This is a genomic window from Streptomyces albiflavescens (assembly GCF_014645835.1).
GTDB classification, from domain to species: Bacteria; Actinomycetota; Actinomycetes; order Streptomycetales; family Streptomycetaceae; genus Streptomyces; species Streptomyces albiflavescens.
This window is the reverse complement of record NZ_BMMM01000030.1, coordinates 40,199-51,218: the sequence shown is the minus strand read 5'-3', so window position 1 is coordinate 51,218 and position 11,020 is coordinate 40,199. Positions and strand designations below refer to the sequence as shown.

Below are 11,020 nucleotides of genomic sequence, written 5' to 3'. Positions count from 1 at the left end.
CCAAAAGACGGTGAGACGGCAGCCCTGGACCAACGATCAGATGATCCATTCCATGCCGTCCTTCTGATTGCGGCCGCTGAACCAGGCGCCGGCCCGAGGCCCGGCGCTCTGGTCGAACGTGAGGTCGGTCGCGTTGGGGCTCCAGCGGCCGATCGCGGACACGTCACTGACCAGGTCATAGACCCGGGCGGGTGCGGCATCGACCCATACGCGTCTGGTGAAGGCGAAGCCCGATGCGTCCAGAGCATCGAAGAGGTCGTGTTCGCTGGTGGTGGCGCTCAAGGCGTCCTCCTGGGTGCGTGCGGGATGGTGTCGGGTCGGCGACGCCCACGTCATCACCGGCCCTGCGGGGAGCCAGACCCGCTGGTGCCTATCCACAGCCGGAGCAGGCTGTGCGTTTCGAGTCGGCCCATACTCGGATCCATGACCGGAAAATCGCAGCTCGGGGACTTCCTGCAGGCGCGGCGCTCCCAGCTGCGCCCCGAGGATGTCGGGGTGCCCACCTACGGGGAGCGTCGGCGTGTGCCGGGTCTTCGGCGCGAGGAGTTGGCGCAGCTGGCGGGTGTGAGCGCCTCCTACTACACCCGGCTGGAGCAGGGGCAGTCACTGGGCGCGTCGTCCGAGGTGCTGGACGCGATCGCCGGGGCTCTGCGGTTGGACGAGTCCGAGCGGCGATACTTGCACGACCTGGCCCGGGCGGACAGGCATCGCACGCGGGGCCGGCGGCCTGCGCCGGAGCGTGTGACGGAGGCGACGGCCCAGTTGATGGACATGCTGGCGAACGTTCCCGCGATCGTGCTGGGCCTGCGCAGCGACGTGCTGGCGTGGAATCGCCTGGGTCACGCGCTGTTCGCCGGGCACCTGGACCCTGGTGCCCCGGACCTGTCGGCGCAGCGTCCCAACATGGCCAGACTGGTGTTCCTCGACTCTCATACCCGCGACCTGTACGCGGACTGGCCGAGCAAGGCCAGGGCGGTGGTGGGGAATCTGCGCCTGGTGGCGGCCCAGCATCCGCAGGACACAGCATTGCATGCGCTTCTGGGTGAACTGAGCGCCAAGAGCACGGAGTTCGCCTCGATGTGGGCCGACCACCGGGTCAAGGCGTGCACCGTCGCCGCCTATGAGATGCGGCACCCGCTGGTCGGCCCCCTGACCGTCGTTCAGCAGACCCTGAGTCACGGGCTGGGCCCCACCATGGTGGTCGCCACCACGGAGGCGGGCTCGACCTCGCGGGCCGCGCTGGCCCTGCTCGCCCAGGCCATCAGCCAGGACACCATCCCGGCCGACTCGGCGCAGCCGGCGCCACGGGCCGGCGCCGGCTGACCTCACACCACGTCACCGGGCGCTCGGCCGGCACGTGCGAGCACCCGTCCCACCCGGGCACGGCCGACGACTACCCGCCGGCATCAGCCCCCGGGCCCGCATAGCCCGAGCGGAATCCGCCTATAGCCACGCGTGCGTCGGCGTGTTGCTGCCGCATGCCCGAAAACCAGGGAAGCAACCATGTTCAAGAAGCTCTCCGCGTCCGCCGTGTCGACAGCTGTCCTTGTCGCGGCCGCTGCCGCAGCGCTGGGCCCGGCTGCGGCGTCGGCCGAGTCCGCCCCGCTGAGCAGCGCACGGATCGCCATGCGCTTCGACCTGGCCGAGGGCCAGACGCCGGAGAACATCGCCCTGGCACCGGGCGGCGCCGCGTACATCACCTTCGCCAAGGGCCGCCAGGTCGCCGAGGTCTCCCCCAACGGCACCACCCGGATCCTGGCCACCCTGCCCAAGCCCGCCGACGGCGGTATCCACGCCCCGGTCCTGGGCTTCCCGCTGACCGTCGGCATCGTCCGTGCCCACGACGGCACCCTGTACTTCCTGTACGCCACCGGCACCCCCGACCTCACCGGCGTGTGGCGCCTGCGCCCCGGCGGCCAACCGCAGCGCATCGCCGCGCTACCCGCGGACGGCCTGCCCAACGGCCTGGCCCTGGACCCGCGCACCCACACCCTCTACGTCACCGACTCCGTGCTGGGCACCATCTGGAGCCTGCCCACCACCGGCGGCACCCCCACCGCCTGGTCCACTGCCCCCGAACTGGCCTCCACCGGCTTCCTCGGCGCCAACGGCCTGAAGATCCACAACGGCGCGGTCTGGGCCACCAACCTCGACAAGGGCACCATCCTGCGCATCCCCATCCTTCAAGACGGGCGCGCCGGTTCGGTCCGGACCGAGGCCACCGGCCTGCCGGGGATCGACGACTTCGCCTTCACCGGCCACGGCGACCAGTTGCTGGCCGCCCTCAACGGCCCCAGCGAGGTCGCGCTCGTCCGGCCCGGCGGTAGCCACTCCATCGTGCTGACCCCGGCCGACGGCCTGCAGAACCCCACGTCCATCGCTCTGCGCGGCGACACCGTCTACGTGCTGAGCGCCGCCTACGTCACCGCCAAGGACCCCAACCTTGTCCGCGCCCACCTGAACGACTAGCACCGCGTCGGCCGGAAGCGCACACCCGGGGAAGCACACCGGCTCCGGGCCGCCCCGCTCTGTCGACACCCGGGTCGGCCGGTCACGGCCACCCCCGGCCTCCCGAGAAGACCCGCACGTCAGGAGAACGCCATGCAGAACATGCACGAGCTCGACCTCGGCGATGTCACCGTCACCCGCATCGAGGAGATGCACGGTCCGATCATGCCCCCGGACCAGTTCTTCCCCGACCTGCCCGAGCATGCCTGGCAGGAACACCGCGAGATGCTGGTGCCCGACCATCTGGGTGCCGACGACGCCATGGTCCACGTCGCCATGCAGACCTGGCTGCTGCGCAGCGAGGGCAGGACCATCCTGGTCGACACCGGCGTCGGCAACGACAAGACCCGCCCGGCCGTCGCCGGATGGGACCACCTGCGGCTGGACTACCTCGGCAACCTCGCCCGCGCCGGTGTGCGGCCCGAAGACGTCGACCTGGTGGTCAACACCCACCTGCACGTCGACCACGTCGGCTGGAACACCCGCCTGATCGACGGCTCCTGGGTGCCCACGTTCCCGAACGCCACCTACCTGATGCCCAAGGCCGACTTCGAGTTCTGGAACCCGGCGAACAACCCGGACATCGCCGGCGGCGTCAACGAGAACGTCTTCGAGGACAGCGTCGCCCCCGTGCACGCCGCGGGCCAGGTCCAGCTGTGGGAGACAAGCCACCGCATCGACGCGCACCTGCGCCTGGAAGCAGCCCCCGGCCACACGCCCGGATCCAGCGTCGTCAAGCTGGCCTCCGGCAGCGACCGTGCCCTGTTCGCCGGCGACCTGATGCACACTCCCCTGCAGGTCATGCAGCCCGACCACAACAGCTGCTTCTGCCAGGACCCGGACCAGGCCCGCACAACCCGCCGCAGGCTGCTCGGCTGGGCCGCCGACGCCAACGCCCTCGTCCTGCCCGCCCACTTCAGCGGCCACAGCGCCCTCGAAATCGAGGACAAGGGCAGCGGATTCGTGATCAAGAAGTGGGCGCCGATCACCAGGTGCTGACCCCGACTCCACCCCGCCGCCGCTCCGGCCACCCCGCAGCGGCGGCATTCACGTGAGCAACCAGCAGCGAGGAGATCCGAGATGGCAGCCGCCGATCCCGCCACCGTCACCACCACCTCAGGTCCGATCCGCGGTCGCCGCCACGGACACGGGACTGTCTTCCTCGATGTGCCCTACAGCGCACCGCCCGTCGGACGCACGCGTTTCGCCGCGCCGAGCCCGCACGAACGGTGGACCGGGATCCGTGACGCAACGCGGCCGGGACCGACCGCGCCCCAGCCCACCCGGGACTCCTTCGGCACCCTCGACATGTCGCCCTACTTCGGCCCGGGCTGGCAGCGCGGCGACGACTACCTCACCGTGAACATCTGGGCCCCGCAGCCGGACGGACCGACCCGGCCGGTCATGGTGTTCGTGCACGGCGGAGGGTTCGTCGCGGGCTCCAGCCGTGCACCGCTCTACGACGGAACGGCTTTCGCCCGCGACGGCGTCGTGCTGATCACCGTCAACTACCGTCTGGGCATCCCCGGCTTCCTGCACCTGCCCGACGCCCCGGACAACCGCGGCATGCTCGACGTCCTGGCCGCCCTGCACTGGATCCGGGAGAACGTCGCCCGCTTCGGCGGCGACCCGGGCAACGTCACGCTCTTCGGCCAGTCCGCCGGAGCCATCATCGTCGGCGGCATCCTCGCCGACCCGGCCTCGGCCGGCCTCGTCCGACGGGCGATCATCCAAAGCGGCACCGGCACCGGCGCCTTCACTCCCGACCAGGCCGGCATGGTCACCGCGGCGGTCGGACGCGAGCTGGACCTTGAACCCACCGTCAAAACCCTGGCCGACATCCCCGACGAGCGCCTCGTCGCCGTCGTGGCCGGTCTGACCGGCTTGGACCTGCGCACGCCCACCCACCACGACCCGCTCGGCGGCATCACCTCCTTCAGCCTGGTCAGCGAGCACCAGCCGGCCACCGCGGTCGCCGCCGGCCAGGGCGGCGAGGTCGACTTGCTGATCGGCACCAATCTCGACGAAGGCAGTCTCTACCTTGCCCCGTTGGGACTCCTGGCGAGCACCACCGATGCCGATGTCCGGGACACCGCGGCACGGTTCCACCCCGACCCCGACGAAGCCGTCCGTGCCTACCGAGCACAGCACCCGTCCGCCTCAGCCGCCGACCTGCGCACCACCGTCCTCGGTGACGGGCTGTTCACAGCCGGCACCCGGCAGATGGCCGCCGCACACGCGAGCGCTGCGGCCGGACGGACGTACTGCTACGAATTCGTCTGGCGCTCCGACGCGATCGACGGGCGACTGGGCGCCAGCCATGTCATGGAGTTGCCGTTCGTCTTCGACCGCCTGTCCCTGCCATCGCTGCGCGGCCCACGAGGGCTCCTCGGCAACGCCGAACCGTCCGCCCCACTCGCCGCCCGGATCCACCGATCGTGGATACGGTTCGCTGAGACCGGCAATCCCGGCTGGCCCGTCTACGAACCGGCCGAGGGCCACGTCCAGCACATCGGCGTCGCCTGACCGCCAATCGCGGGCAACGGCGCCGCGCACTGCGCGTCGGCGGCCGGGAGGCGGTGCCCGCGCAGATGCCCGAGCCGCTGGCCTCCTGGAGCACGAGCGGCAGGCCCGCACCTCTGCAGCCCCGGACGGGCCCGTAGCCAAGGCGCTGTCCCCCGCGAGCTGACCGGCCTCGCCGGCGATCCCCGGCTGGAAGGGCGTCCCCTGCGCCCTATGTGCTGGCGGAGCAGGGCCCAGCCACCGGGGGACGAGGTGGAGGAGCAGATGAGGGTCTGTCAGGGGATGCGTGCCACTCCGGTGTAGATACCGCTGCCCTCGGATGCGGGTGCGGGGGCCGTCTTGAACCACTGGGGGGCGGTGACCAGGCCTGGGTCGAGAAGGTCCAGGCCGTCAAAGAAGCGGGTGACTTCCGGGCGGGTGCGGAAGGCGAGGCGGATGCCGCCCTTGGCGTATTCGGCGGTGACCTGTTCGGCCAGTTCCGGGTAGAGGTCGGAGGCGGCGTGCGACAGCACGAGGTGACTGCCTGGTGGCAGGGTAGCGATCAGGTTGCGGACGATGCCGTGGGCGTCCTGCTCGTCGGTGATGAAGTGCATCAGTGCGATCAAGGACAGTGCGATCGGGCGGTTGAAGTCCAGTACGGCACGGGCGCGTTCGAGGATGGAGTCCGGCTGCCGTACATCGGCCTCGATGTAGTCCGTGACCCCTTCGGGATGGCTGATCAGCAAGGCTTCCGCATGCCGCAGCACGATCGGGTCGTTGTCGGTATAGACGACCTTCGCCGTCGGCGTGATCTGTTGGACGATCTGGTGCAGATTCGGCCGGGTGGGTATGCCGGTGCCGATGTCGAGGAACTGATCGATGCCCTGTGCGGCGAGCCAGGCGGCCGCCCGGTGCATGAACTGACGGTTCTGCCGGGCCGCGTCACGTGCTTCGGGCGGTAGCTTCTCGCCCACTGCCTCGTCGACGGGGTAGTTGTCCTTGCCGCCCAGGAGCCAGTCATAGACCCTGGCGGGATGCGCCGTGTCCGTGTTGAAACGCGAGGGGCTGGGTATATCGGGCGTCATGACGGGCTCCAGCGCGCGAGGCGATCAGCGGTGTTTCCGATCATCGTAGTCTGGCACAGCATCTCACCTGCCCGTAACGGGAGTTGATGGTTGCCGACCCTGTGATCGCTTGTCCAAGCGGTCGGCGATTTCGTGGACCAGGCAGCGCGCCGTCTCGGGGGCGAGCTCGACGAGCCGACGCATGCCGAAGTGCAGCCAGAGATCCCCCGCGGTGTAGGTCGGCTTGGAGGGACTCAAGCGACTCGGCAACATCGCCGACGGCCTACAGCTTCACACCGGTGGCTGCACAGGCTGCGCCTTCGGCCAGAAAGACGCCGACGGCCATCCGGGCGGCTGCACCGCCCGCCGCCCCATGGCCAGGCTCTACCAGGAGGCGAAGGCACCACGAAACATGTACTGCCAGCATCCCGACCCCGAACCAACGCGGTGACCGATGGCAACCGCCATCGAGCCCCGCACCACGGAAGATCTCGCTACCCGCGCCACCGGCCCCGTGGATGTGGCCGGTCGAGCTCGGCCACGAGAAACTCACCGCGGCCTACAAGTCCCTCTCACTCAACGGCGTTGCGCCGTCCTGCGGTGCCAGAAGGCAGGCCTGACGGCGCAACGGAGTTCAGCGTTCAGCGTGTGTGTCAGTGCGCCGCGGTTGCGGCGCCCGTCGTCGTGCCGGTGGTGGTGGCAGCCGCTGGACGAGGTGACAGGAGACGTTCGGCGAGGTGCCCGAAGACCAGGCCGAAGGACACCCACAGCGTGGCCTGGATGGCCAGGGCCGCCAGGCGGAACTGCCACAGCAGGGTCGCCGAGAAGTCCTTGGGTACTTCGTTGATCGCGGGCAGGAAGGCGTAAGCGAGACCGACGGCCGTGACGAAGGCTGCCGCCGCGGCCACCGTGGCGTACCAGTTGCCCAGGCGCGGGGCCAGGCGCTTGCCGAGGATCGTCGCCGCAACCGCGAGGAGCACGCTCAGCGCGACCATCAGGAAGTACAGCGTGGTGCGCTTGCCGATGGTGTCGGGGTCTCCCACGGACGGCGGGTTGGCCGGGTACTTCAGGAACGGAACGACGTACACGGCGATCAGCGCGCCGATGGAGACCAGAGCTGCCGTGGCGCGCGGACCGAAGCGGCCGATGCGGCCCAGGGCAACGCAGACGGCCAGGCCCGCGATGCCCCCGATGGCAACGCCGTAGATCAGGACACCGGTGGCCAGGCCGGCGGTCGACTGCATGGTGCGGCCGACGAGTTCGACGCCGTGCTCATGGCTGTGGCCGTCCTCGTAGGCGATGGCGGAGTCCACGCGGGGCTCGCCGAGCAGGTAGGCGACGATCAGCGCCAGCACGCCGGCGGCGAGGCCGGCGAGCATGCCGCGGACGAGTAGCGCCCTTACCGATATGGAGTTCATGATTTTCTTCGATTCCCCTGGGGACGAGGCCGAGACTGCAAGCGGTGTCAGCCGTGTCAGTGGCAGGGGAAGCCGAGCAAGTGACGGCCGTCGTGCACCCACTCGTGCACGTTCTCGCCGGAGATCAGGGCGGTGGCGCCCTGCTCGGCGCCGACGAAGTACAGGAGGATCAGCGCGAGGATGCCGATGAAGGCCGCCCACGGCGCGATCGCCTTGAGGGAGATGGGGGTGATCTCCGACACCTGGGGTGCGCTCGGCGCGGGAATGGCGGACTGGGCCATGGCAGAACCTCCTGGGATCAACGCGTCCCGGTCGTTAGTGCTCTTCCGACGGCCTGGGTCTGACTCGCCCGGCACCGGCCCCGGAGTGCGGGTCCTGTGCCGGACATACAGTGGCGCGACCGTGCCGGATTCTCACCGGACTTCCATACGCCGTCGATGTCCATGAGACCGTAGCGCGCGGCGGCCACGACCGCTACGGCGCATGTGACCGAATGCGCGCCCCTAGGTGGGCGAATGGGTACAGATGAAAGGAATGTTGGTGGCGCGAATCACGCTGGTGTCGCCGGCGGTCAACGCGGCCCTGCGACAGGTCCGGTTCGACGACGCGCGGCTGGACGAGTCGGCCGCGCGGCGGGCCCGTGCGGCCGCGGGTGCCCTGCCGCCGCATGAAGTGATGTTCACCGCACCGTCGGAGCGGTGCCGCGGTACCGCCAAAGCCCTCGGCCTGGATGCCGCTGTGGTACGGGAGTTGCGGGATCTCGATGTAGGTCGTTGGCAGGGCCGATCGCTGGACGAGGTCGCCCGGGTGGCGCCGGAGGAGATGGCCGAGTGGCTGACCGATCCGGCCGTGGCGCCACACGGCGGTGAGTCGGTGTCGGATCTGGTGGAACGCGTGGGGAGTTGGCTGGAGTCGTGGTCCGGGCACGGCGGGCCGATCCTCGCCGTCGCCGAGCCCGCCGTCGTACGGGCGGGCCTGGTGCACGCGCTCGCGATCCCGGCGGAGACCTTCTGGCGGCTCGACGTCGCCCCGCTGAGTGTGACGGAGCTCAGCGGCCGGTCGGGGCGGTGGAATCTGCGCTGCGGGCGGCCGTTGACCGCGGCGGAGTAGCCGGGGGCGTGGGCACGCCGGCCTCAGCGCCGTCTGCGCGTAGTCGCGGCGGCCCTATGTCGCCGCGTCGCCATCGACCGGAGAGGCGCAGTGAGTCAGAGCCGCACGAGCTTCCTTGATCCCGTAGTAGACGATGACGTAGCCGGCCAGCGGGTCGGCCCACCAGAAGCCGAGGGCCGAGTTCAGGACCAGGCCGAGCAGGACGGCGGTGGCCAGCAGGCCATCGATCAGGGTGACGCGGCCTTCGGTCCTGAGTACCGGGTTGTCCAGCGCCGCGCCGCTGCGGGCCTTGCCCCAGGCCAGGGCGAACATCACCACGGCGGTGACCGCGGTCCATGCGATCCCCGCCGGGCTGTGGTGGGCGTGAAAACCAGTGGCCAGGACCCACGTCGACTGCACCAGCAGGTAGAGCGCCAGCGCAACGAATCCCGCGCCGATCAAGCGCATGGCCCTGCGCTGCCGCTCCACGCCGGTGCCCGACAGCTCCCAGATCACCACGGTCGAGGCGCCGATCTCGATCAGGGAGTCCAGGCCGAAGCCCGCCAGAGCCACTGAGCGGGCCGCGACGGCGGCGAACGCGAGCACGACGATGCCGATGACGTTCCAGGCCAGGGTGGCCCATTCGAGGGCGAACCCCCTCCGCAGAAGACGGTCGGTGCCCACAGATGCCGCGGGAGAATTCGAGGCCATGACGGGCATCTTCGCAGGCCCGATCGCCCGATCGTCCCCTTAACCGTCCAGCCGAACTGTGACCGCGCTGTTCAGTAGGCCCTTGTCAGCACGGGAGTTGACCGCTCTTGGGCGATCACCGGGGCAGGGTCTGGGTGATACGCCACAGGCGACGGGGCAGGTCGCCTTCCTCGAAGGGGAAGACCTCTTCCAGGGTCCACCCCTCGGCGAGTGCGTCGACCAGGTCGCGGGAGAAGTAGTGCACGGCGAAGCCTCCGTGCTCGTAGATGTCGTCGCCGTGAGCGGTGCCCGCCCCGTAGTGGGCGTCACCGGTGTGCCGCACGGTGTAGATGAACACTCCGCCCGGTCGCAGCACGCGGCGGACCTCGCCGACGAGAACGCGGATCTCCGCAGTCGACAGCGCCATGCAGAGCAGCATGTGCGCGAAGACCGCGTCCACCGAGGCGTCCGGAAGAGGCAGCGGGTCGCGGACGTCGTGCACGATCGTGGTGGCTCGCCCAGTGACGTCCTGGGCCTTGGCGCTCGCACGGAGCTGGTCGAGGCCGATGGCGCTGAAGTCGGTGGCCCGCACGGTGAAGCCTTCGCGCGCGAAGTAGAGGGCGTCGCGGCCGTGGCCGGCACCGAGCTCCACCACGTCTTTCGCCCCTGCCGCACGAAACACCGCGCAGGCGTGGACCGCCGGCGCGGACGGCTGCTCGCCGTACATCCCCGGATGCGCGGTGTACGTGTCCTGCCAGTGCGCACGCTGGACTTCGGCCCGTTCGTTCTCGTCTGCCATGACTCCTCGGTTCCCACGTCCGCCTGGACGCCCATCATGAACCGGGCCGCCTCGCCACTACCGCGCCAGCAGGTCCCTCAGGTGCGCGGCGACGACGGTGGGAGCCTCCTCGGCCATGAAGTGGCCGCACGAGACTGTGGAGTGCCGCAGGTCGGGCGCCCACGCTCCCCACAGGGCGGCGGCTTCATAGCCGAGTGCGGCGCCCCAGTCCTGCTGAAGGACGGTCACCGGCATGGTCAGCTTGTTGCCGGCCGCGCGGTCGTCCTGGTCGTGTTCGACGTCGATGCCGGCGGATGCGCGGTAGTCGGCGACGATCGAGGGCACCGCGTTGCGGCAGGCCCGCAGGTAGGCGGTGCGGATCTCGCTCGGAATGGCTTCGGGGTCGTTGGCCCACAGATCGAGGAAGTGAGCGAAGAACGCGTCCGCACTGGCGGCGATCATCCGCTCGGGCAGGCCGGCCGGCTGGGCCATGAGGTACAGGTGGAAGCCGACGGCCGCGGTCGTACCGTGCAGCGCTTCCCACATGTCGACCGTGGGCAGCACGTCGAGACACGCCAGGTGGGTGATCACGTCGGGGTGGTCCAACCCGGCCCGGAAGGCCACCAGGGCTCCGCGGTCGTGACCGGCCAGAGCGAAGCGGTCGTGTCCCAGGCTCCTCGCCAGGGTGACGATGTCGCGTGCCATGGTCCGCTTCGAGTAGGTGTCGGGACCGTCTTCCACGGGCTTGTCGCTGTCTCCGTAGCCGCGCAGGTCGGGGCAGATGACGGTGTGGTCGGCAGCGAGATCAGGGGCGACGTGGCGCCACATCAGATGGGTCTCGGGGAAGCCGTGGAGCAGCACGACCGGCGTGCCCGAGCCGCCCACGGCGACGCTGAGGGAGACCTCGTCGGCGACCGCTACGCGCTGGTGGTCGAAACCGGTGATGGTGGGTTCCATGGCTGGGCTCTTTT

Annotated in this window: 12 protein-coding genes and 1 riboswitch; of the genes, 5 read left to right on the top strand and 7 right to left on the bottom strand. The window is 70.1% G+C overall.

What is annotated here, in order from left to right; translation table 11 throughout:
• Positions 1-36: 36 nt before the first annotated feature.
• Complete coding sequence (locus IEY95_RS45955; protein ID WP_189192279.1) at positions 37-282, bottom strand: SRPBCC family protein; 246 nt, start codon at positions 280-282, stop codon at positions 37-39.
• Between the two features lie 141 nt (positions 283-423).
• On the opposite strand from IEY95_RS45955, the gene IEY95_RS45950 reads away from it, so the two are divergent.
• The 4 genes from IEY95_RS45950 to IEY95_RS45935 all read left to right on the top strand — a co-directional run bounded on the left by IEY95_RS45950 (position 424) and on the right by IEY95_RS45935 (position 5,034).
• Positions 424-1,323: a helix-turn-helix domain-containing protein gene (locus tag IEY95_RS45950; protein ID WP_189192278.1), complete on the top strand. Its 900-nt coding sequence runs from the start codon at positions 424-426 to the stop codon at positions 1,321-1,323.
• A 180-nt stretch (positions 1,324-1,503) separates the two neighbouring features.
• Complete coding sequence (locus IEY95_RS45945) at positions 1,504-2,469, top strand: SMP-30/gluconolactonase/LRE family protein (RefSeq protein WP_189192277.1); 966 nt, start codon at positions 1,504-1,506, stop codon at positions 2,467-2,469.
• A gap of 141 nt (positions 2,470-2,610) precedes the next feature.
• Positions 2,611-3,507 (top strand): MBL fold metallo-hydrolase, encoded by an 897-nt coding sequence (locus IEY95_RS45940; protein WP_189192333.1) that lies wholly within the window; start codon positions 2,611-2,613, stop codon positions 3,505-3,507.
• 81 nt (positions 3,508-3,588) lie between these two features.
• Positions 3,589-5,034, top strand: coding sequence for a carboxylesterase/lipase family protein (locus IEY95_RS45935; RefSeq protein ID WP_189192276.1), 1,446 nt, complete (start codon positions 3,589-3,591; stop codon positions 5,032-5,034).
• Between the two features lie 272 nt (positions 5,035-5,306).
• Here the strand turns inward: IEY95_RS45935 and IEY95_RS45930 are convergent, their stop codons facing one another.
• From IEY95_RS45930 to IEY95_RS45920, 3 genes are all read right to left on the bottom strand, one after another.
• Positions 5,307-6,095 carry an SAM-dependent methyltransferase gene (locus tag IEY95_RS45930; RefSeq protein WP_189192275.1) on the bottom strand — a complete coding sequence of 263 codons (789 nt, stop codon included), beginning with the start codon at positions 6,093-6,095 and terminating at the stop codon, positions 5,307-5,309.
• A gap of 632 nt (positions 6,096-6,727) precedes the next feature.
• A complete protein-coding gene (locus tag IEY95_RS45925) occupies positions 6,728-7,492 on the bottom strand; it encodes a CbtA family protein (RefSeq protein ID WP_189192274.1) in 765 nt (254 codons plus the stop codon).
• 56 nt (positions 7,493-7,548) lie between these two features.
• Complete coding sequence (locus IEY95_RS45920; protein WP_189192273.1) at positions 7,549-7,773, bottom strand: CbtB domain-containing protein; 225 nt, start codon at positions 7,771-7,773, stop codon at positions 7,549-7,551.
• Between the two features lie 33 nt (positions 7,774-7,806).
• A riboswitch (cobalamin riboswitch) is annotated at positions 7,807-7,961 on the bottom strand.
• A gap of 68 nt (positions 7,962-8,029) precedes the next feature.
• On the opposite strand from IEY95_RS45920, the gene IEY95_RS45915 reads away from it, so the two are divergent.
• On the top strand, positions 8,030-8,602 hold the full coding sequence (locus IEY95_RS45915; protein WP_189192332.1) for a histidine phosphatase family protein: 573 nt from the start codon (positions 8,030-8,032) through the stop codon (positions 8,600-8,602).
• A gap of 54 nt (positions 8,603-8,656) precedes the next feature.
• On the opposite strand, the gene IEY95_RS45910 is transcribed toward IEY95_RS45915, so the two are convergent.
• From IEY95_RS45910 to IEY95_RS45900, 3 genes are all read right to left on the bottom strand, one after another.
• On the bottom strand, positions 8,657-9,292 hold the full coding sequence (locus tag IEY95_RS45910) for a cation diffusion facilitator family transporter (RefSeq protein WP_189192272.1): 636 nt from the start codon (positions 9,290-9,292) through the stop codon (positions 8,657-8,659).
• A gap of 115 nt (positions 9,293-9,407) precedes the next feature.
• Positions 9,408-10,070 (bottom strand): class I SAM-dependent methyltransferase, encoded by a 663-nt coding sequence (locus IEY95_RS45905; RefSeq protein WP_189192271.1) that lies wholly within the window; start codon positions 10,068-10,070, stop codon positions 9,408-9,410.
• Positions 10,071-10,127: 57 nt separating this feature from the next.
• Positions 10,128-11,006, bottom strand: coding sequence for an alpha/beta fold hydrolase (locus IEY95_RS45900; protein WP_189192270.1), 879 nt, complete (start codon positions 11,004-11,006; stop codon positions 10,128-10,130).
• Between the last annotated feature and the right edge of the window lie 14 nt (positions 11,007-11,020).

Coding starts and splice junctions, on each gene's coding strand:
- IEY95_RS45925 (WP_189192274.1), bottom strand. CDS start 7,492: ATGAACTCCATATCGGTAAGGGCGCTACTCGTCCGCGGCATGCTCGCC.
- IEY95_RS45930 (WP_189192275.1), bottom strand. CDS start 6,095: ATGACGCCCGATATACCCAGCCCCTCGCGTTTCAACACGGACACGGCG.
- IEY95_RS45945 (WP_189192277.1), top strand. CDS start 1,504: ATGTTCAAGAAGCTCTCCGCGTCCGCCGTGTCGACAGCTGTCCTTGTC.
- IEY95_RS45905 (WP_189192271.1), bottom strand. CDS start 10,070: ATGGCAGACGAGAACGAACGGGCCGAAGTCCAGCGTGCGCACTGGCAG.
- IEY95_RS45950 (WP_189192278.1), top strand. CDS start 424: ATGACCGGAAAATCGCAGCTCGGGGACTTCCTGCAGGCGCGGCGCTCC.
- IEY95_RS45920 (WP_189192273.1), bottom strand. CDS start 7,773: ATGGCCCAGTCCGCCATTCCCGCGCCGAGCGCACCCCAGGTGTCGGAG.
- IEY95_RS45900 (WP_189192270.1), bottom strand. CDS start 11,006: ATGGAACCCACCATCACCGGTTTCGACCACCAGCGCGTAGCGGTCGCC.
- IEY95_RS45910 (WP_189192272.1), bottom strand. CDS start 9,292: ATGGCCTCGAATTCTCCCGCGGCATCTGTGGGCACCGACCGTCTTCTG.
- IEY95_RS45935 (WP_189192276.1), top strand. CDS start 3,589: ATGGCAGCCGCCGATCCCGCCACCGTCACCACCACCTCAGGTCCGATC.
- IEY95_RS45940 (WP_189192333.1), top strand. CDS start 2,611: ATGCACGAGCTCGACCTCGGCGATGTCACCGTCACCCGCATCGAGGAG.